We start from the raw sequence: 20,068 nt of genomic DNA, 5'->3' as shown, positions 1-20,068 counted from the left end.
CCCACACCTCCCGCGCGCCCGCACGCCCGTAGGCCGCACGCCCACCCCCGCCGCTCCCCCGAGAGGAGGGCCGCCCCCGCATGACCAGCCCACCCGCACCGCCCGGCCGCCGCACCGACCCGGGCGGCGGCGCGATCACCGTCCTCGGCCGGGGGCGCCACCCGCTGCCGCCCGAGGACACCGCCACGCTGGCGGCCGCGACCCTGGTCGCCGGTGCCCGCCGCCACCTGGCCGCCGCGCCGCTGCCGCCGGCGGCCCGCCGGGTGGTGCTCGGCCCGCTGGCCCCGGCGCTGGACGCCGTCGCCGCCGAGCTGGCCCGGGGCGGCCGGCCGGTGGTGCTGGCCTCCGGCGACCCCGGGTTCTTCGGGGTCGTACGGGCGCTGGCGGAGCGGTTCGGCCCGGAGCGGCTGGAGGTGCGCCCCGACACCTCGTCGGTGGCGGAGGCGTTCGCCCGGCTCGGGCTTCCCTGGGACGACGCGGTGGTGGTCAGCGCGCACGGCAGGGCCCCGCACACCGCGTACAACGTCTGCCGGGCGCACCGCAAGACGGCCGTGCTGACCGCACCCGGCGCCGGGCCCGCCGAACTCGCCGCCGCGCTGCTGCGCACCCCCGGCATCGAGCGGCGGCTGATCGTCGCCTCGGACCTGGGCGGCCCCGGTGAGGCGGTCGAGGAGCTGGACCCGGCCGAGGCCGCCGCCCGCGACTGGCCGGCCGTCAACCTGGTGCTCTGCCTGGCCCCCGGCGGCGGGCTGGGCCCGATGCGCGCGCTGGCCGGGGCACCAGGCACGCCGGACGGCTGGGCGCTGCCGGAGGCGGCGTTCGAGCACCGCGACTCGATGGTCACCAAGGCGGAGGTCCGGGCGCTGGCGCTGGCCCGGCTGGGGCCGCGCACCGGCGAGCTGGTCTGGGACGTCGGCGCGGGCAGCGGCTCGGTGGCGGTGGAGTGCGCCCGGTTCGGCGCCGCCGCCGTCGCGGTGGAGCAGGACGCCGACGGGGTGGCCCGCATCCGGGCCAACGCCCGCGCGCACGGCGTGGACGTCTCGGTGGTGCACGGCCGGGCGCCTGGGGCGCTGGCCGGGCTGCCCGCCCCGGACGCGGTCTTCGTCGGCGGCGGCGGTGGCGACCTGCCCGCCGTGGTCGCCGCCTGCGCCAGCCGGGCCCGCCGCACCGTCGTCGTCACGCTGGCCGCGCTCGACCGGGTGCCCGCCGTACGGGAGGCGCTGACCGCCGCCGGGCTGACCTGCGACGGCGTCCTGCTCCAGGCCTCCCGGCTGGCGCCGCTGCCCGGCGGGGTCAGCCGGCTGGCTGCGGCCAACCCGGTCTTCGTGCTCTGGGGCCGCCGCCCCGCCACCGACCCGCACCCCCACCCCCGACCCGCCGCCGAGCGCGGGCACCACCCCGCCCCAGGAGGCACCCACCCGTGATCGGACTGATCGCCGCCACCGCCGCCGGCCGCCGCGCCGCCGCCGAGCTGGCCGCCGCGTGGCCCGGCCGCACCACCGCGTACGACGGCCCGGTGGCCGACGCCGTGCGCGCCGCCTTCGCCGAGTGCGAGCAGTTGGTGTGCTTCCTGGCCACCGGCGCGACCGTACGGCTGGTCGCCCCGCTGCTGGCCGGGAAGGCCGCCGACCCCGGCGTGGTCTGCGTGGACGAGGGCCGCCGCTTCGCGGTGGCGCTGCTGGGCGGCCACGGCGGCGGGGCCAACGCGCTGGCCGGTGAGGTCGCCGGGGTGCTCGGCGGGCAGCCGGTGGTGACCACGGCCACCGACGCCACCGGCGTCCCGGGGCTGGACACCCTGGGGCTGCCGGTGGAGGGCGCGGTGGCGGCGGTCTCCCGGGCGATCCTGGACGGCTCCCCGGTACGGCTGGCCGCCGACCGCCCGTACCCGCTGCCCGCGCTGCCGCCCTGCGTCCGCGCCGACGCGCCCGCCGACGCGCCCGTGCTGCGGATCAGCGACACGGTCGCGGCCCCCGGCGGCTCCCCCGCCGCCGTACTGCGGCCCGCCTCGCTGGTGGTCGGGGTGGGCGCCAGCCGGGGCGTACCGGCCGAGGAGGTATACGACCTGGTCATGGCGGCGCTCACCGACGCGGGGCTGTCCGCCGCCTCGGTGGCGCAGCTGTCCACCGTGGACGCCAAGGCCGACGAGGCGGGCATCCTGGCAGCCGCCCGCCGGCTCGGCGTACCGGTGGTGACCCACCCCGCCGAGGTACTGGCCGCCGTCGAGGTGCCCAACCCCTCCGCCGCGCCGCTGGCCGCCGTCGGCACGCCGAGCGTCGCGGAGGCCGCCGCGCTGACCGACGCGCCCGGCGGCGAACTGCTCGTCCCCAAGCGCAGGTCGAGCCCCGGGGGCCGCGCCGCGATGTGCACCGTGGCCGTCGCCCGGCGCGCGGTGCGCGGCCGGCTGGCGCTGGTCGGCCTGGGCCCCGGCGCCCGGGACCTGCTGACCCCGCGCGCCCGCGCCGAGCTGCGCCGCGCCTCGGTGGTGGTCGGCCTGGACCAGTACGTCGACCAGATCCGCGACCTGCTGCGGCCCGGCACCCGGGTCGAGGAGTCCGGCCTGGGCGCGGAGGAGGAGCGGGCCCGCAGCGCGGTGCGGCTGGCCCGCGCGGGCCTGGCGGTGGCGCTGATCGGCAGCGGCGACGCCGGGGTGTACGCCATGGCGTCGCCCGCGCTGGCCGAGGCCGGCGACGACATCGACGTGGTGGGCGTGCCCGGGGTGACCGCCGCGCTGGCCGCCGCCGCGCTGCTGGGCGCCCCGCTGGGCCACGACCATGTGTCGATCAGCCTCTCCGACCTGCACACCCCGTGGGAGGTCATCGAGCGGCGGGTGCGGGCCGCCGCCGAAGCCGACCTGGTGGTGACCTTCTACAACCCGCGCAGCCGGGGCCGCCACTGGCAGCTGCCCAAGGCGCTGGACCTGCTGGCCGCGCACCGCACCCCCGACACCCCGGTCGGCGTCGCCCACGGCGTCTCGCGGCCCGACGAGTGGCACACGGTCACCACGCTGGCCGCGCTGGACGTCGCCACCGTCGACATGACCACCGTGGTGACCGTCGGCAACACCGCGACCCGCCGGGTCGGCGGCCGCATGGTCACCCCGCGCGGCTACCGCTGGCAGCAGTGACCGCCACCGCCCGTACGCACCGTCCCCCTCCCCCTCATCCCCGGAGACCCCACGTGACCTCGCCCCAGCCGCCCGCACTGCTCCTCGTCGGACACGGCACCCGTGACGACGCCGGCGCCGAGGCGTTCCGCACCTTCGTCGACGGCCTGCGCGGGCGGCTGCCCGGGGTGCCGGTGGGCGGCGGCTTCATCGAGCTGTCGCCGCCGCCGCTGGCGGACGCGGTGGCGGAGCTGGTCGCAGCCGGTGCCCGCCGGTTCGCGGCGGTGCCGCTGGTGCTGGTCTCCGCCGGGCACGCCAAGGGGGACATCCCGGCGGCGCTGGTGCGGGAGAAGGAGCGCCACCAGGGCACCGCCTTCTCGTACGGCCGCCCGCTGGGGCCGCACCCGGCGCTGCTGACCGTCCTGGAGCGGCGGCTGGACGAGGTGCTGGACCCGGCGGACCGGGCGGAGACCACCGTGCTGCTGGTCGGCCGGGGGTCCACCGACCCGGACGCCAACGCCGAGGTGCTCAAGGTCGCCCGGCTGCTCTGGGAGGGGCGGGGCCTGGCCGGGGTGGAGGCCGCGTTCGTCTCGCTGGCGGACCCGGACGTTCCGGCCGGGCTGGAGCGCTGCCGTCGGCTCGGCGCCGGTCGGATCGTCGTACTGCCGTACTTCCTGTTCACCGGCATACTCCCGGACCGGGTCGACCAGCAGGCCGCCGAGTGGGCCGCCGCGCACCCCGAGGTCGAGGTGCGGCGCGCCGGGGTGATGGGCGCCACCGAGGAGCTGGCCGAACTGGTCCTGGAGCGCTACCGCGAGGCGCTGGCCGGCGACCTGCGGATGAACTGCGACACCTGCGTGTACCGGGTCGCCATGCCCGGCTTCGAGGACAAGGTCGGCGCCGAGCAGCGCCCGCACCACCACCCGGACGACCCGGGCCACAGCCACGGGCACGGGCACCAGCACGGGCACAGCCATGCGCACTGACCCGGCGGCGGCCGCCGAACCCGACCTGCGCCACCACGGCGACGCCGAGGTGCGGTCCGGCGGCCTGGTCGACCTGGCCGTCAACGTCCGCACCGGCACCCCGCCCGGCTGGCTGCGCGACCGGCTCGCCGCCACCCTGGACGACCTGGCCGCCTACCCCGACGGCGGCCCGGCCCGCGCGGCGGTCGCCGCCCGGCACGGCAGGCCGGTCGGGGAGGTGCTGCTGACCTCGGGCGCCGCCGAGGCGTTCGTCCTGCTGGCCCGTACGCTGCGGCCACGCCGGGCCGTGGTGGTGCACCCGCAGTTCACCGAGCCGGAAGCGGCCCTGCGGGACGCCGGGCACGCCGTGGAGCGGGTGCTGCTGCGGGCCGGGGACGGCTTCCGGCTGGACCCGGCCGCCGTACCGGACGACGCCGACCTGGTGGTGGTCGGCAACCCCACCAACCCCACCTCGGTCCTGCACCCGGCGGGGGTGCTGGCCGCGCTGGCCCGGCCGGGGCGCACCCTGGTGGTGGACGAGGCGTTCGCGGACACCGTCCCCGGCGAGGCCGAGAGCCTGGCCGGGCGCGGCGGCCTGCCGGGGCTGGTGGTGCTGCGCAGCCTCACCAAGACCTGGGGGCTGGCCGGGCTGCGGATCGGGTACGTGCTGGCGGCGGCGCCGCTGCTCGCCGAGCTGTCCCGCAGCCAGCCGCTGTGGCCGGTCTCCACCCCGGCGCTGGCCGCCGCCGAGGCCTGCTGCTCGCCGCGCGCCCTGGCCGAGGCCGAGCAGGCCGCCCGTACCACCGCCGAGCACCGCGCCCAGCTGCTGGCCGGGCTGGCGGCGCTGCCATCGGTCCGGGTGCACGGGGAGCCGGCGGCCTCCTTCGTGCTGGTGGAGCTGCCCGACGCGGCGGCGGTCCGCTCCCGGCTGCGGGACGCCGGCTACGCCGTCCGCCGGGGCGACACCTTCCCCGGCCTCGGCCCGGACTGGCTCCGCATCGCCGTCCGCCCCCCGACCATCACCGACCCCTTCCTCACCGCCCTCGCCGCCGCGCTGAGCCCCTGAACGGGCTGCGGCGGCTGTGCGCTGCGGGGGCGCTGGGTGCTCCACGTCCGTGGGTGGCGGGTCGCGCAGTCCCCGCACCCCTGACGGGGGCGCACCCGCCGGCCGAGCCGAGGGGCGCCGGGGGTGGCTGGGCGTACCGCGGTGCCCGTCGGACGATCCATCCGACGGGCACCGGGTGTTCGGGGGGGTCAGACCTGCTCGGCGCGGTCCAGGGCGGTGCAGCAGGTGTCGACGATCAGCCGGGTGACGACGTACGGGTCGACGTTGGCGTTGGGCCGCCGGTCCTCGATGTAGCCCTTCTTCTCGACCTCGACCTGCCAGGGGATGCGGACCGAGGCGCCACGGTCGGAGACGCCGTAGCTGTACTCGTTCCACGGGGCGGTCTCGTGCAGGCCGGTGAGGCGGCTCTCGATGCCGAAGCCGTAGTGCTTGACGTGCTCCAGCGGCTTGTCGCCCTGGCCCAGCGCCTCGCAGGCGGTGATGATCGGGTCGTAGCCCTCGCGCATCGCCCGGGTGGAGAAGTTGGTGTGCGCGCCGGCGCCGTTCCAGTCGCCCTTGGCCGGCTTGGCGTCCAGGGTGGCGGAGACGCCGAAGTCCTCGGCGGTGCGGTAGAGCAGCCAGCGGGCCATCCACAGCTGGTCGGAGACCTCCAGCGGGGAGAGCGGGCCGACCTGGAACTCCCACTGGCCGGGCATGACCTCGGCGTTGATGCCGCAGATGCCGAGCCCGGCGGCGAGGCAGTTGTCGAGGTGCTTCTCGACGATCTCCCGGCCGAAGATCTCGTCGGCGCCGACGCCGCAGTAGTAGCCGCCCTGCGGGGCCGGGTAGCCGTTCTCCGGGAAGCCCAGCGGGCGGCTGCCCTCGAAGAAGGTGTACTCCTGCTCGATGCCGAAGATCGGCTCCTGGGCGGCGAACTTCTCGGCCACCGGGCGGAGCAGGGCGCGGGTGTTGCTCTCGTGCGGGGTGCCGTCGGTGTTGTACACCTCGCAGAGCACCAGGACGTGGTCACCGCCACGGATCGGGTCGGGGCAGGAGAACGCGGGCTTGAGGACGCGGTCCGAGGCGTGGCCCACGGCCTGGTTGGTGCTGGAGCCGTCGAAGCCCCAGTCCGGGAGGGGGGCGCCGTCGGCGAGAATCCTGGTCTTGGAGCGCAGCTTGGCGGTCGGCTGGGTGCCGTCGATCCAGATGTACTCGGCCTTGTAGCTCACGGCTGGCTTCCCTTGCGTCCGGGCGGGGTGTTCGGTGCGACTGGGGGAAGCTTGGCAAGACGCCGTTTCCCGGTTGTTCCCCTTATGTGAACAGCAGGTGAACCGGCTGTCATCCGGACGCGCGCCGGGCCGCCCGCTGCTGCCCGATGAACACCGCCAGCCCGTCCAGCAGCCGCCGCAGGCCGAACTCGAACAGCGAGTCGGTGTCCATCGCCACGTCCTCGCCCTGGGTGAAGCGGGCCAGCTCGGGGAAGCCGCCGTCCGCCATCAGCCGCTCCCAGTACGGGTCCTGCCGCTCCAGCCACTCCTGGTCGGTCAGGCCGGTCTCCCGCCGGGCCTCCGCCTCCGCCTCCAGGCTGACGGCGGTCCCCCGCACATAGCCGATCACGGTGATGGCCGCATGCAGCACCGCGTCGTGCGGCAGCCCGCTGCCCGCCAGCGCGGCCAGCGCCATCTCGGTGTGCCGCATGCCCTTGAGCAGCGGCTGCGGCCTGGTCATCGAGATCACCGTCGCCAGCCAGGGGTGGCGCCGGTAGGCCGCCCACTGGAGCCGGGCCAGCAGCTCCAGCTGCGCCCGCCAGCCCGGCGGCGGGGTGTCCGGCAGCCGCTCCTCACCCAGCGCGGCGTCGGCCATCAGCAGCACCAACTCGTCCTTGCTCGGCACATAGTGGTAGAGCGTCATGGTAGCGACGCCGAACTCGGCCGCCACCCGCCGCATGGAGAGCGCCGCCAGGCCCTCCGCGTCGGCGCACTCGATCGCGACGCGCACGATGCGCTCCCGGGTGACCTCCGGTCCGCCGCCGGGCCGCTCCCGGCGGCGGGCGGGCGGCGCGGACCCGGCGGCCACGACCGTACCCACCCCGGGCACCGCCCGTACCAGCCCCTCCTGCCGCAGCGCGGCCAGCACCTTGCCGGCGGTGGCCATCGCCACGCCCCACTCCCGGGTGATCTGCCGGGTCGACGGCACCCGGTCGCCCGGTGCCAGCTCCCCCGTCTCGATGCGCTGCCGGATCTGCTGGGCGATCCGGGTGTACGGCGAGTCGGACGGTACGTCGGACCGGCTCACGGCCACCTCCATGCGTACTAGTGCACTGGACGGGGCGAGGCTAGCAGAACCGGCAGCTCAGGGCAGGGTGTACCGGCTGGTGCACTAGGCATGGCGGCCGGTGAACAGCGGATTGCTTCCGCCGTACGCCGGGTTCCTCGTACGGTGTGCGGTGTCCGGGTTCGTACGCCGTACAGACAGGAGAAGCCATGGACGACAGCGCAGTCGGCGGCCCGCTCGCGGGACGCCGGGAGTGGATCGGGCTGGGGGTGCTGCTGCTGCCGTTGCTGCTGGCCACGATGGATGTGTCGGTGCTGTACTTCGCGGTGCCGTTCATCAGCCGGGACCTGGAGCCCAGCGGCACCGAGCAGCTGTGGATGTTCGACATCTACGGTTTCGTACTGGCCGGGCTGCTGATCACCATGGGATCGCTGGGCGACCGGATCGGCCGCCGACGGCTGCTGACGATCGGTGCGACGGCGTTCGGCGCGGCGTCGGTCGCGGCCGCGTACGCCACCAGCGCGGAGATGCTGATCGGCTGCCGGGCGCTGCTCGGCATCGGCGGGGCCACCCTGATGCCCTCCACGCTGGCGCTGATCCGCAACATGTTCCACAACGCGCGGCAGCGCGGCACCGCCGTCGCCGTCTGGACGGCGGTCTCGGCGGCCGGGGTCTCGCTGGGGCCGGTGCTCAGCGGGCTGCTGCTGAACCACTTCTGGTGGGGGTCGGTCTTCCTGGTCAACACGCCGTTCATGGTGCTGCTGCTGGTGCTGGCCCCGCTGCTGGTGCCGGAGTCCCGCAATCCGGCGGCGGGCCGGTTCGACCTGTTCGGCGCGGCGCTGTCGCTGGCGGCGGTGCTGCCGGCGGTGTGGGGGCTCAAGGAGCTGGCGGCGGACGGGATCGGCGCTGCTCCGGTCGCCGCCGTCGTGGCCGGGCTGGCGGTCGGCGTGGTCTTCCTGCACCGCCAGCGCACCCGGCCGGAGCCGATGATCGAGCTGGCGCTCTTCCGGGACCGGGGGTTCAGCGGGTCGATCACCGTCAACGCGGTGGCGATGTTCGCCCTGGTCGGCTTCACCGTCTTCTCGATGCAGTACCTCCAGTCGGTGCTCGACCTGAGCCCGCTGACGGCCGCGCTGTGGTGCCTGGTGCCGTCGGTCGGCGTCGGCGCGGTGGCACCGGTCGCGGCGGTGCTCGGCCGGCGGGTGGACCGGGCGCTGCTGATCGGCGGCGGGTTCCTGCTGGCGGCCGGGGGCTATGTGCTGATGACCGTACTGCGGCCGGACACCGCGCTCTGGGTGGTACTGCTCGGCGCCGGGGTGGCCGCCGTGGGCATCGTCACCGCGATGACGCTGGTGAGCGATCTGTTCCTGGGGAGCGTGCCGCCGGAGCGCGCGGGGGCCGCTTCGGCGCTGCTGGAGACCGGTCAGGAGTTCGGCGGTGCGCTGGGCATGGCCGTCCTGGGCAGCATCGGCACCGCCGTGTACCGGCACGATGTGGTGCGGGCGGCGCCGTCCGGGCTGTCCGGCCCGACCCTGGACACCGTCCGCGAGACGCTGGGCGGCGCACTGGCGGCGGCGGGCGGGCTGCCGGGGCGGACCGGGGGCGCCGTCCTGGCCGCCGCCCGGGACGCCTTCTGCTCCGGGCTGCACGCCGCCGCCATCGGCGCCGCCGTGCTGCTGACCGTGGCCGGGGTGCTCGCCGCGATCCTGCTGCGGCGGCTGCCGGGGGCGCCGGGCGTTCCGGCCGAGGTGCCCGCGCCGGACCGTACGTCGATGCCGACCGGCTGAGGCCGTGGTCCGCCCGCCGCCTCCCCTCCAGGGCGACGGGCGGACCCGATGCTCAGCCCCGGGCCTTGCGGCCCTTGCGGCGGCGGGCCACCAGCAGCGAGCCGACGCCCGCCGCGACCAGCGCGGCGGCGCCGCCGGCCATCAGCGGGGTGCCGCTGCTGCCGGTCTCGGCCAGGCCGGCGCCGCTGGACTGCGGGCCGGTCGGCGCACCGCCGGTCTGCTGGCCGCCGGTCTGCTGGCCCCCGGTCGTACCGCCTGCGGTCGGGCCGCCGGAGGAGGCGCCGGACGTCGCACCTGCGGACGAGCCGGAGGTCGTACCGGCCGTCGAGCCTGCGGAAGACCCGGCGGTGGAACCAGCCGAGGAACCGGCCGTCGAACCGGAGGTGGAACCGGCCGAGGAACCGGCCGTCGAGCCAGCCGTCGAACCGGCAGTGGAACCGGAGGTGGAACCGGCCGAGGAACCAGCCGTCGACCCGGCGGTGGACCCGGCCGTCGAACCAGCCGTCGACCCGGCAGTGGAACCGGAGGTGGAACCGGCCGTCGAACCAGCCGTCGACCCGGCGGTGGACCCGGCAGTGGAACCGGAGGTCGAACCAGCCGTGGAGCCGGCGGTGGAGCCCTCCGAGGTCGACCCCGGCGCAGTCGACGTGGACGGCGACGGCGTCGGGTGGCCGGTGGGCGGCGGCGTGGCGGGGGTGCCGGGCTTCTGGCAGCTCGCGGCGGCCACCGTGACCCGCCCGGTGACCTCCGCGACGTTCAGCTTGAGCGGGTTGACCGAGACCGTCAGCTCCAGCGCGGTCGCGGCGGCGGTGGTCGAGGTGGTGGACCGCTTGGACAGCTCGAGCGAGACCTCGCCGACCCCGGGCACCGTCACCTGGGTGGCACCGGCGGTGGAGAGCGTGACCTTGCGACCCAGGACGGTGACCGTACCCAGCAGGTTCGACGCGGCGGTGGGCGCTCCGTGCACCGGGCAGTCGACCGAGGACTCGACCGTCCGCAGGCCGAGCAGCGAGGTGAAGGGCAGACCCGGCACATGGACGTCGGCGTCGACCAGCCGGACCGAGGCCCGAGCGCCGGACGCGTCCACGGTGGCCCGGGTGTCACCGACGGCGGCCTTGACCAGGGTCAGCGGGGCGCCCTGCGAGACGCCGTCGACCCGGGCGGTGAGCAGGGTGCCGCCGCTCTGGCCGGGCGCGGTGACCTTGTTGAGCGAGACGTTCACCGGGATGTCGATGCCCTTGTTGAGCAGGTTGACGTCCAGCTGCACATCGGCGGCGACGGCCGAGGCGTGCCCGGACGGCGTGCCGGTGGCACCGGCGGTGGCCGGCAGGCCGGCCACGACGAGCCCGGCGGCGAGCGCGGCCACCGCGCCAGAGCGGCGGCCGGGTATGACGGAGAAGACGGAAGACAAGAGGAAAACCCCCACAGATGGCGTTGAGACCCCGCCGGCCGTAGGCATCACTGCTGCGGCGGGGCTTCGGCCATCCTGATCGAACACGCCGTCACCGCGTCACCACGCAGCGTCAGTTCACCCTTACGAGTGATGTTTTCCCCGGAGTCACACCTGTCACGGCAGTGGCCGGTCTATCGGCTCAGCGGCCCGGCTGGGGCGGGCCGACGCGCAAGCCGAAGAGGTCAGTAGACGAGTGCGGCCGGGAGGCTGCGGATGCGCAGGGCGGCCGGTGCGGGGCCGGGGAGGGCGTAGGCGGCGGCGTGGGAGGAGACGGGTGCGAGGTCGGCGATGTGCCAGCCCTGGGGGGTGGGGGCAAGGCCGGTGGTGCCGAGGTAGTCGGTGGACAGGCCACGGGCGAGTCCGGTGCCCAGGGCCTTGAGGTAGGCCTCCTTGCGGGACCAGAGGCGGGCGAAGGCGGCGGCCGGGTCCGCGTCCGGTGGGAGGGCGGCGAATTCGGTCTGCTCGGCCGGGTGGAGCGCGCGCAGCATCCCCTTGAGGCGAAGGCCCGAGGGGAACGGCTGCACATCCACCCCGATCGGCCGGTCGGCCAGGCCGACCAGGACGAAGTCACCCCCGTGGGAGAGGGAGAAGTGCACCTCGGCCGACGGCCGCAGCACCGCAGGACGGCCGTGCGGGCCGGCGCAGAGCGGGCACGGCTCGCGGGTGAAGGCCAGAGAGCGGGCGTCCGTGCCGATCCGGCGGGCGAGCAGGCGGCGCAGGGCGATGTGAGCCACCGTGAAGCGGCGGCGGTCACCGCTGCGCAGCAGGCTCCGTCGGCGGGTGTGCTCCTCCTCGTCCAGGACGCAGGTGTCGAGGCGGGTCCCGTCGACCGTCCGCAGGTCGAGGAGGCAGAGGTCCACGCCCGCCCGAGGGGTGGCCGTCACCGGCGGCGGCGCTCCGGTCAGCCGTCGGGTCACGGCGGTGAGCGCGTCGGCGTCCGGCCGGTCGGGCTGCGGCTCGGCGGGGACGGAACGCCGGGAGGCGGAAGCTTCCAACGGGGCCTCTCTTCGCGACGGTTCGCCAGGTCGGGGGGCCGCAGGGGAGCCGCCGGTCCGGGTCCGGCTTGCGGCGTCCCGCTCAACCAAATCCCGCGTCCGGTGCCAGGTCAAGAGGCCCCGGGTGGTCTGCATCGGACGGACCGGAGCGGTCGCGGCGCCACCACGGGTTTCTCACTGTCAGTCGTGCGTCAGCTCTGTGTCAGGGCGGCGGCGAAGAATCGTGGCGTAATCAGACCTGCTCTTCTCTGGAGGCCACATGTCCGCCACGGATCGCGCCGCGAAGCTGAACGACGAGCAGCGCGCGCAGATCAAGGAGATCGTCTGCGAGATCCTGGAGATCGAGCCCGCCGAGGTGACCTGGACCAGCCTGTTCAAGGACCACGGCGCCGACTCCCTCGGGGCCATCGAGATCCTCTCCTCCTTGGAGCGCACCTTCAACGTCGAGATCGACCAGAGCGAGCTCACCCGCATGGTCAATCTGGAGGGTGTCGTGGCCGTCGTCGAGGACGCGTCCGCCAATTAGCCGACGCCGATCGGACGCGGAGGAAGGGGACACACCGTGGATCACACCGTGGATCACACCGGGGATCAGACGGTGAGCGGCGGGCACGGGCCGCACCGGGTGGTCGTCACCGGAATCGGGGTGGTCACCAGCATCGGCATCGGGGTGACGGAGTTCCTGGAGGGTCTGCGCTCCGGCCGCAGCCGGGTCAAGCCGATCACCGCGTTCGACACCAGCGGATTCGCCCATGCCAACGGCTGCGAGATCGACGACTTCGATCCGTCGCGGTGGATCGAGGTGCTGGACCCGGAGGAGCTCGGCCGGGCGAGCCAGTTCTCGGTCGCGGCGGCCCGCATGGCCGTCGACGACGCGGGGCTGGGCCTGGACGAGCTGCGCAGCCGCGCGGTGCTGGTCTCCGTCGGCACCACCGACGGGGAGTCCAGGGACCTGGACGAGCTGGTGGCGCGGCAGCTCGCCGGGGAGCCCGTCGACGGGCGGGTGGCGCGCCGGGCCTCGGCCGGCGCACTCTCCAGCGGCATCGTGCGCGAACTCGAACTGGTCGACGCGGAGGCCGTCACCATCCCGACCGCCTGCGCGGCCGGCAACTACGCCATCGGGTCGGGCTACGACGCCATCCGGGCGGGTGAGGTCGACATGGCGCTGTGCGGCGGCGCCGACGCGGTCTGCCGGAAGACCTTCACCGGCTTCTACCGGCTGGGGACCATCGCACCGGATGTCTGCCGCCCGTTCGACAGCGACCGGAAGGGCATCCTCACCGGTGAAGGCGGCGGCATCCTGCTGCTGGAGAGCCTGGAGTCCGCCCGGCGGCGCGGCGCCCGCATCTACGCGGAGGTGCTGGGCTACGGCCTGAACTGCGACGCCAGCCATCCGGTCGCACCGGACCGGGACAGCCTCGCCCGCTGCATGGAGCTCGCCCACCGCAACGCCGGGGTGAAGCCGGAGCAGATCGACTTCATCTCCGCGCACGGCACCGGGACCAAGGCCAATGACGTCACTGAGGCCGGGGCGATCCGGCAGGTCTTCAGCGACGCGCCGCCGACCGTCTCGGTGAAGGGAATGCTCGGGCACACCATGGGCGCGGCCAGTGCGCTGGCCTCGGCCGCGTGCGCGCTGGCCATCACGGAGGGGTTCATCCCGCCGACCATCAACCACCGGACGACGGACGAGGAGTGCGGTATCGACCCGGTGCCCAACCAGGCGCGCCAGGCCGATGTCCGCATCGTGCAGAACAACGCCCTGGCCTTCGCGGGCAACAACGCGGTGCTGATCCTCGGCCGCTACGAGCCGGAACGGTGAGTCGGCCCGGCCGTGACGCCTGGGGTCGCGCACTGCGACGGGCGGCGGGAGCAGGTGCCCGGCCCCGCCGGGTCCTGCTGCTGCACGGCCTGGGCGGCAATCCCGCCGTGTGGGACCGGATGATCACACACCTGGACGAGGACCACGAGGTCTGGGACGCCGAACTGCCCTGGGCCGGCGGCCTGCGCCGGAGCGGCTGGGGCCAGGACACGGCCGCGCCGGCCGATGCGCTGGCCGAGCTGGTGCGGCGACCCGCCAAGCCCTCGGGAGCGCCCTTCGACGCGGTCGTCGCGCACTCCTACGCGGCCAACCTGCTCCTGGAGGCTCTCGCGTCGCGGCTGATCGCGCCGGTTCCCACCGTCCTGCTTAGCCCCTTCTACCGGTCCAGCCCGGACGACTTCGACTGGCCGACCATCAGCCACTACCTCAACGACTTCCACCAGACCTTCGCGGAGGCCCTGGAGGTCGGCGTGACCGGCCGCCACCCGAGGGCACGCCGCGACTGGCTGGCCCGGTGCCTGCGCGACCAGATAGGGCCGTACGGCTGGATGCGGTTCTTCGAGACCTATCTGCGGACCCCGTTCCTCGACCTGCCGGCGGTCACGGCCCCGACGCTCGTCGTCGCGGGCGGGCGGGACCGGGTGGCCCCGGCCGCGGAGGGCCGGGCCCTGGCCGTGCGGCTGCCCGGTGGCCGTCACGCCCCGCTCCCTGACGGGGGGCACTTCCCCATGGTCGAACAGCCGGACCTGGTCGCCGGGCTGGTCTCCGGCTTCCTCCGGGACGCGTACGACAGCGACGACAGCGACGACAGCGACGACAGTGCGGCCGGAGCGCACTGGTCCCAGACATACAGCGAGAAGGACTTCTGATGAGCCAGAGCACCGTCACCGCAGCGGAACCGATCACCACGACGGAACTCCGCCCCCGCTACGAAGGCTCGAACATCTGCACCTGGATCGGGTTCAAGCACGTCAACTACATGGTCGAAGAGGCGATCTACGACCACCTGCGCCAGCAGGGCCATCCGGCCGGCGCGCTCTACGAGCGGTTCGGCATCGGCACCGACATCACCCGGATCGACACCAAGATCCTGACCGCCTTCCACATCGATGACGTCGCCTCCGCCACCGTCCGGCGGGTGCCGGGCGACGAGCTGCGGTTCGCCGTGGAGCTGACCGTGGACCGCGATGGCGAGCGGATCAGGGCCGTGGTCTCCAAGGCCACCGTGCAGCTGCGGCTCGACCCCCGGGGCCACGCGGCCGAGCAGCCGCCGGCGCAGCTGGCGCCCTATGTGGTCGACCGGCTGGGGACCGACGAGCAGGCGGAGTCGGCCGAGGTGACCGGTGCCGACCCGCTCGCGCAGCTGGTCGAGGGCCAGAACGCCTTCGGCTGGTCCTGGCGGATGCCGTACTTCTACTGCCACTTCACCGAGCGGGTGCAGATGTCGGGCTATCTGCGCCTGATGGAGGAGGTCGTGGACCTCTTCCTCCAGGACCGGGGCGTCTCCATCAAGACGCTGCTCGACGAGCAGGACTGGATACCGGTCGTCCCGCACTCGCGGATCGAGATCCTCGACGAGGCGCGCATGGAGGAGACCGTCCACACCGTCTTCACCGTGGAGAACGTCTTCAAGCGGTACACCTACACCGCGCGGATGGACTGCTACGTCGTACGCGACGGCAGGCTGGTGCAGACGGCGACCGGGAAGATCACCCACGGCTGGGCCGTCATCGGCAACCGCCGTGACTGGAGCCTGGTCGACTTCGACGACCGCCTGACCGACGCCCTGCACGGGAAGGCCGGGCGGATCACCGGCCGGGGCAACCGGTGACGGCGGCGGCCCCCTCGGCGCCGCCGGTCGGCGGCGCCGAGGGGCGTGCGACGGCCCGGCTGGTGCTCACCGCCTGGTCCGCCGTCACCCCGTACGGCGTGGGCGGCGCGGCCTTCGGCGCCGGCGTGCTGGCGGGCCGCAGCGCCCTGGCGGAGCTGGGCCCGGGGCCGCTCCCCGGCGTCCCGGGGCGCGGTGGGGTGGTGCCGGGCTTCAGCGCCGCCGAAGCGCTCGGCCGCAAGGGCACCCGCACCATGGACCGGGTCACCGCGCTGGCGGTGACGGCGGTGGACCGGCTGCTCACCGACTGCGGTCCGCAGCTGCTGGTTCGGCCGGAGCGGGTCGGGCTGGTGCTGGGGACCGGCCACGGCAGCGTCCAGAGCATCATGGACTTCACCGAGTCCGCGCTGACCGGGGAGAAGCCCTACCACGTGGACCCGGCCCGCTTTCCCAACACGGTGATGAACCGCGCCGCCGGCCAGAGCGCGATCTGGCACGGCATCAAGGGACCGAACAGCACCGTGGCCGGGGGCAGCCTGACCGGTCTGCACGTCCTCGGGTACGCCTCCCGGCTCTACCGGGGCGGCCACTGCGAGCAGGTGATCTGCGGAGCGGCCGAGGAGTACTCGGTGCGGCGCCACCGGCTGGAGGAGGCCGCGGCGGCGGAACCCCGGGTGCTCGGCGAAGCCGCGGCGGTCGCCCTCCTGGAGGCCGAGGAGACGACGCCGACGACCGGCCGCAGGCCCTCGGCGCGCCTGCTCGGCGTGCGGTTCCGCGCCCACCACCGGCCGGGCGGGGCGGCGCAGGCGCTGACGGAGTGCGTACGCTCGGCCCTCGACCGGGCCGGTGTCGCGGCGGACCGCGTCCGGCTGCTCGCCCCGCTGGACGCGGAGACGGAGACGGCGGCCGTGGCCGCCGCGCTGGGAGCCGCGCCGTCCCGGGTACTGGACTGCCGCGACCTGCTCGGCGACACCTCGGCCGCCTCCACGGCCGTCCAGGTGGCCGCCGTGCTCGCCGCCGCCGACCAGGGGGTCCTGGCCCCCGGTGAGGTGGCGCTGGTGACCGGCATCGACCGCGACGGGATGGTCGGCTGTGCGGTCCTGGCCGGCTGACGCGGGGCAGCGGGCCGCCGTACCGGTGCCGCCGCTGGACCGGCTGGAGCCGGCGGAGACCGACGGCCGGACGGTCCTGCGCGGCGCCGGAGCGGTGGGGCCGGACGATGCCGTCCAGGCCGGTCACTACCCCGGGTTCGCCCTGGTCCCAGGACTCTTCATGGTCCAGCGGGTGCACACCCTGCTGTGCCGGTCGCTCGGGCGGGAGCCGGAGCAGCCGCTGCTGCTGGAGCGGGCCAGATTCCTGGCGCCGGTGCGTCCGCAGGAGCGGCTCCGGCTGGAGGCCGTGGTCGAGGAGACCGAGGGCGGCACCCGGGCCGCCGTCCGACTCGACGGCCCGCACGGACCGGTGGCGAAGCTGCGCATCGTCTATCCGCCCAGCCTCTCTCCGCCCAGCGCCTGTCCGGGCGTCGTCTCTCCGGGCGTTGTTTCTTCGGGCGTTGTTTCTTCGGGCGTTGTTTCTTCGGGGGAGGGCCCGTGATCGGCGTCGCCGAGATCCGGCGGGTGGTGCCGCACCGCCACCCGGTCCTGCTGGTGGACCAGGTGGTCGAGGTGGAACCGGGCACGCGGCTGCGCGCACGCAAGGCGGTCAGCGCGGCGGAGCCCTGCTACGCGGGCATCGAGGAGGACGCGGCCCCCGGCCGCCATGCCTACCCGACGGGCTGGCTGCTGGAGTCCTGGGCTCAGGCGGCGGTGCTGCTGGTCTGCTGGGAGCGGCCCAACCCGGATGTGCTCACCGGCACGGTCGCACTGCTGGCCGGCCTGAAGGGGGTCCGGGTGAGCGGCGCGGCCTGGCCGGGGCAGCTGGTGGAGCACGAGGTCCGGCTCCTCCGCGACCTGGGTGGCACCGCGATCCTGACCGGCGAGACCCGCTGCGAGGGCCGGCTGCTGCTGGAGATCGACGAGATGACCATAGCGCTGCGCCCGGCGGAGACGCTGCGCGGCGACGGGCCGGACGATGCGTACGGTGCCTCGGGCGCGTCGGTCGGGCAAGGAGAGGAGAACTGATGGCATCCCAGGGAGAGCGCCCGGTCGCACTCATCACGGGCGGATCACGCGGGATAGGGCGCAGTGTGGCGGCCCGACTCGCACAGGACGGCTATGACATCGCCTTCTGCTACCGGGCGGACGAAGCGGCCGCGGAGGCCGCCGCGAAGGAGTTCGCGGCCTTCGGAGCCTCGGTGCTCGCCTGCCGGGTGGACGTGGCGCAGGCCGCCGAGGTGGACGCCTTCGTCAAGCGGACCGAGCGGGAGCTCGGGCCGGTGCACGTGGCGGTCCCCAACGCCGGGCTGGTGCGCGACAATCCGCTGGTCCTGCTGCCGGAGGCGGACTGGTCGGCGGTGCTGCGCACCAACCTCGACGGGACCTACCACGTCTGCCGCTCGGCGGTGTTCGCGATGATGAAGCGCCGCACCGGGGCGCTGATCACGATGTCCTCGATCGCCGGCGTCCACGGGCACGCCACCCAGTCGAACTACTCGGCCTCCAAGGCGGGGATCATCGGCTTCACCAAAGCGCTGGCCAAGGAGGTCGGCCCACGGGGCATCCGGGCCAATGTGGTGGCGCCCGGCTTCATCGACACCGACATGACCGCCTCCCTGTCGCCGGACCACGTCGGCAGGATGACCGAGCGGATTCCCCTCGGCCGCTTCGGACGGCCCGAGGAGGTCGCGGACCTGGTGTCCTTCCTCGCCTCCGACCGCGCCTCCTACATCACCGGCCAGGTCTTCGGCGTGGATGGCGGGTTGGTGCTCTGATGGGCAGGAAGCCGAGGCAGCCGCGCTACTACTTCTCGCTGCGCAGTCCCTACTCCTGGCTGGCGCACCGGGAGTTGCTGGAGCACCACCCCGATGTCGCGGAGCAGGTGGAGTGGCGGCCCTTCTGGGAGCCGGACGAGAAGAGTGCCGCCCGGCTCATCGAGCTGGGGGGCGCCTTCCCCTATGTGCCGATGTCGCGTGCCAAGCACCTCTACATCCTCCAGGACGTCGGCCGGCTCGCGGAGCGGCTGGGCCGGCGGGTGGTGTGGCCCGTCGACCGGGAGCCGGTCTGGGAGGTTCCGCACCTCGCCTACCTGGTCGCCCGCAGGGAGGGTCTGGGCCGGGAGTTCGTGGCCGCCGCCTACCGGGCCCGCTGGGAGGAGGGCCGCAACATCTGCGATCCGGCGGTGGTCGGTGAGCTCGGGGCCGAACTCGGCCTCGACCCCGAGGAGACCGCCGGGGCCGCGACCGACCCGGACCTGCGCGAGCAGGGCGCCGGGCTGCTGCTCGATCTCTGCCGGGACGGGGTCTTCGGGGTGCCCTTCTTCGTTCAGGGGTTCAACCGCTTCTGGGGGTGGGACCGCCTGCCGGACTTCGTCGCGCATCTGCGCGCGCAGACACCCGGCGCGGAGTCACTGCCCGTACCGTCCGGCCCCGGCTCCGTCGGCCCCTCCTCCGAAGAGGGACACGCCGGCGGCTGCGGCTGAACCGAGGAGGAGACGTGCCGGAACTCGACGGACCCCTGACCGCGCTGCGCGGGCAGTTCCGGGAGTGGGGGCGGGACTTCCGCGCCCGAGCGCTGGAGCTGGACCGCGACCCCGCGGCGGTGCGCGGCTGGTTCGACCTGCCCGCCGTCCGCTACCTCGCCACCATGGGCATCCCGGCGGAGTACGGGAACGACCCCGAGCCGATCGCCGGGCACCGCTTCCACGGCACCCGGGCCGTGGAACGCGCGGTCATCATGGAGGAGCTGTCCTGCGCCGACGCCGGTGTCCTGGTCGCCTCCCCGGGGCCGCTGCTGGCCGGCGTCCTGGTGGGGCTGCTGGCGGACAAGCAGCAGAAGGAGTGGTTCTACGGGCGGATGCTCGCCGAGCCCCTGTGGACCTTCTTCGCGCTCACCGAGCCCGACAACGGCTCGGACGCCAGCGCCATGCGGACCGCCCTGCGTCCCGCCGGTGACGGCGGGGCGCTGCTGACCGGGGCCAAGCGCTTCGTCGGCAACGCGGCCCGAGCGCAGCTCGGCGTGGTCTTCGCCCGCAACCGGCCGGGGCCGCTGGGCGTGGTCGCGGTGCTCACCGAGACGGCGGTGCCGGGCTACCGGGCCGAGGTCCTGCCGACCATCGGGCTGCGCGGAGCGTGTATCAGCGCGGTGGAGCTGGACGGCGTGGAGATCCCCGAGGAGCGGCTGCTCGGCCGCCACCTCCCGCCGAGCCGCCGTGGCACCTGGGCCTTCATCCAGACCTTCAACCGGCTGCGGCCGGGGGTGGCGGCGATCGGCGTGGGCATGGCCCGCGCCGCGCTGGAGTACGTCCGCGCCCATCGCGGCCCGCTCCGCACGGGCGAGCACGACCGGCTGGAGCAGTTGGAGCGGCGGGTCGACGCCACCCGGCGGCTGGTCCACCGGGCCGCCGCCGCGGTGGACGCGGGCGGCCCCGACGGCGGGCCGCTCGCCTCCGCGGCCAAACTGCGGGCGAGCGCGCTGGCGGAGGATGCCACCCTGGCGGCGTGCGGTCTCTTCGGGCCGGGTGCGCGGCTCGACCATCCGCTGTTGGACAAGCTGGCCCGGGACGCGCGGTCGCTGGAGTTCATCGAGGGGACCAGCGCGATGCAGCGTCTCAACGTCTACCAGGGCTTCGCCAGCGGCAAGCTCACCTGAGCGGCGGCGCTGCCGGTACGCGGGAGCGTCCCTGCCCGGTCCGTCGCAACC

General features: G+C 74.9%; 19 protein-coding genes. 15 read left to right on the top strand and 4 right to left on the bottom strand.

From position 1 onward, the window contains the following. Nucleotides 1-80 precede the first annotated feature (80 nt). From cbiE to cobC, 4 genes are read left to right on the top strand one after another with little or no spacing between them, the layout of a single operon-like run. Nucleotides 81-1,424 carry a precorrin-6y C5,15-methyltransferase (decarboxylating) subunit CbiE gene (gene cbiE / locus ACIQGZ_RS20970; protein ID WP_402603751.1) on the top strand — a complete coding sequence of 448 codons (1,344 nt, stop codon included), beginning with the start codon at nucleotides 81-83 and terminating at the stop codon, nucleotides 1,422-1,424. Next, entirely contained in the window at nucleotides 1,421-3,124 is a 1,704-nt protein-coding gene (gene cobJ / locus ACIQGZ_RS20965; protein WP_402603748.1) for a precorrin-3B C(17)-methyltransferase, read from the top strand. The genes cbiE and cobJ overlap by 4 nt, the downstream gene beginning before the upstream one ends. Nucleotides 3,125-3,177: 53 nt before the next feature. Continuing rightward, on the top strand, nucleotides 3,178-4,089 hold the full coding sequence (locus ACIQGZ_RS20960; RefSeq protein ID WP_402603746.1) for a sirohydrochlorin chelatase: 912 nt from the start codon (nucleotides 3,178-3,180) through the stop codon (nucleotides 4,087-4,089). Then, nucleotides 4,079-5,134, top strand: coding sequence for an Rv2231c family pyridoxal phosphate-dependent protein CobC (gene cobC, locus ACIQGZ_RS20955; protein ID WP_402603743.1), 1,056 nt, complete (start codon nucleotides 4,079-4,081; stop codon nucleotides 5,132-5,134). The genes ACIQGZ_RS20960 and cobC overlap by 11 nt, the downstream gene beginning before the upstream one ends. A 188-nt stretch (nucleotides 5,135-5,322) precedes the next feature. Here the strand turns inward: cobC and glnII are convergent, their stop codons facing one another. Together glnII and ACIQGZ_RS20945 are read right to left on the bottom strand one after the other, a co-directional pair. Next, on the bottom strand, nucleotides 5,323-6,342 hold the full coding sequence (gene glnII / locus ACIQGZ_RS20950; RefSeq protein WP_402603741.1) for a glutamine synthetase: 1,020 nt from the start codon (nucleotides 6,340-6,342) through the stop codon (nucleotides 5,323-5,325). 109 nt (nucleotides 6,343-6,451) lie between these two features. After that, nucleotides 6,452-7,408 (bottom strand): TetR/AcrR family transcriptional regulator C-terminal domain-containing protein, encoded by a 957-nt coding sequence (locus ACIQGZ_RS20945; protein ID WP_402603740.1) that lies wholly within the window; start codon nucleotides 7,406-7,408, stop codon nucleotides 6,452-6,454. 188 nt (nucleotides 7,409-7,596) lie between these two features. Between ACIQGZ_RS20945 and ACIQGZ_RS20940 the strand changes: the two genes are divergently transcribed. Continuing rightward, entirely contained in the window at nucleotides 7,597-9,174 is a 1,578-nt protein-coding gene (locus ACIQGZ_RS20940) for an MFS transporter (protein WP_402603738.1), read from the top strand. Nucleotides 9,175-9,226: 52 nt separating this feature from the next. Here ACIQGZ_RS20940 and ACIQGZ_RS20935 read toward each other — a convergent pair whose 3' ends face one another. Further along, nucleotides 9,227-10,585, bottom strand: coding sequence for an SCO1860 family LAETG-anchored protein (locus ACIQGZ_RS20935; protein WP_402603736.1), 1,359 nt, complete (start codon nucleotides 10,583-10,585; stop codon nucleotides 9,227-9,229). Between the two features lie 224 nt (nucleotides 10,586-10,809). Then, on the bottom strand, nucleotides 10,810-11,622 hold the full coding sequence (locus ACIQGZ_RS20930; protein ID WP_402603734.1) for a 4'-phosphopantetheinyl transferase family protein: 813 nt from the start codon (nucleotides 11,620-11,622) through the stop codon (nucleotides 10,810-10,812). Between the two features lie 259 nt (nucleotides 11,623-11,881). On the opposite strand from ACIQGZ_RS20930, the gene ACIQGZ_RS20925 reads away from it, so the two are divergent. Genes ACIQGZ_RS20925 through ACIQGZ_RS20880 form a run of 10 tightly spaced genes read left to right on the top strand, consistent with a single transcriptional unit; the run spans nucleotide 11,882 to nucleotide 20,017 of the window. Continuing rightward, complete coding sequence (locus ACIQGZ_RS20925; protein WP_402603731.1) at nucleotides 11,882-12,148, top strand: acyl carrier protein; 267 nt, start codon at nucleotides 11,882-11,884, stop codon at nucleotides 12,146-12,148. A 36-nt stretch (nucleotides 12,149-12,184) separates the two neighbouring features. Further along, nucleotides 12,185-13,444, top strand: coding sequence for a beta-ketoacyl-[acyl-carrier-protein] synthase family protein (locus ACIQGZ_RS20920; RefSeq protein WP_402603729.1), 1,260 nt, complete (start codon nucleotides 12,185-12,187; stop codon nucleotides 13,442-13,444). 32 nt (nucleotides 13,445-13,476) lie between these two features. Next, a complete protein-coding gene (locus tag ACIQGZ_RS20915) occupies nucleotides 13,477-14,313 on the top strand; it encodes an alpha/beta fold hydrolase (protein ID WP_402604033.1) in 837 nt (278 codons plus the stop codon). Next, on the top strand, nucleotides 14,313-15,275 hold the full coding sequence (locus ACIQGZ_RS20910; protein ID WP_402603727.1) for a thioesterase family protein: 963 nt from the start codon (nucleotides 14,313-14,315) through the stop codon (nucleotides 15,273-15,275). The genes ACIQGZ_RS20915 and ACIQGZ_RS20910 overlap by 1 nt, the downstream gene beginning before the upstream one ends. Beyond that, nucleotides 15,272-16,384: a beta-ketoacyl synthase N-terminal-like domain-containing protein gene (locus ACIQGZ_RS20905; RefSeq protein WP_402603725.1), complete on the top strand. Its 1,113-nt coding sequence runs from the start codon at nucleotides 15,272-15,274 to the stop codon at nucleotides 16,382-16,384. Before ACIQGZ_RS20910 ends, ACIQGZ_RS20905 begins: the two co-directional genes overlap by 4 nt. Beyond that, nucleotides 16,365-16,865 carry a hypothetical protein gene (locus ACIQGZ_RS20900; protein WP_402603723.1) on the top strand — a complete coding sequence of 167 codons (501 nt, stop codon included), beginning with the start codon at nucleotides 16,365-16,367 and terminating at the stop codon, nucleotides 16,863-16,865. Before ACIQGZ_RS20905 ends, ACIQGZ_RS20900 begins: the two co-directional genes overlap by 20 nt. Next, entirely contained in the window at nucleotides 16,862-17,392 is a 531-nt protein-coding gene (locus tag ACIQGZ_RS20895; protein WP_402603721.1) for a 3-hydroxyacyl-ACP dehydratase FabZ family protein, read from the top strand. The genes ACIQGZ_RS20900 and ACIQGZ_RS20895 overlap by 4 nt, the downstream gene beginning before the upstream one ends. Next, nucleotides 17,392-18,141 carry a 3-oxoacyl-[acyl-carrier-protein] reductase gene (gene fabG, locus ACIQGZ_RS20890; protein WP_402603719.1) on the top strand — a complete coding sequence of 250 codons (750 nt, stop codon included), beginning with the start codon at nucleotides 17,392-17,394 and terminating at the stop codon, nucleotides 18,139-18,141. The genes ACIQGZ_RS20895 and fabG overlap by 1 nt, the downstream gene beginning before the upstream one ends. Further along, nucleotides 18,141-18,848 carry a 2-hydroxychromene-2-carboxylate isomerase gene (locus tag ACIQGZ_RS20885; protein WP_402603717.1) on the top strand — a complete coding sequence of 236 codons (708 nt, stop codon included), beginning with the start codon at nucleotides 18,141-18,143 and terminating at the stop codon, nucleotides 18,846-18,848. Before fabG ends, ACIQGZ_RS20885 begins: the two co-directional genes overlap by 1 nt. 14 nt (nucleotides 18,849-18,862) lie before the next feature. Further along, a complete protein-coding gene (locus ACIQGZ_RS20880) occupies nucleotides 18,863-20,017 on the top strand; it encodes an acyl-CoA dehydrogenase family protein (protein ID WP_402603714.1) in 1,155 nt (384 codons plus the stop codon). Nucleotides 20,018-20,068 lie beyond the last annotated feature (51 nt).

It is taken from the genome of Streptomyces sp. NPDC092296 (genome assembly GCF_044755465.1).
Taxonomy (GTDB): domain Bacteria; phylum Actinomycetota; class Actinomycetes; order Streptomycetales; family Streptomycetaceae; genus Peterkaempfera.
The sequence above is the reverse complement of the archived record's forward strand: the minus strand, read 5'-3'. Positions and strand labels throughout refer to the sequence as shown.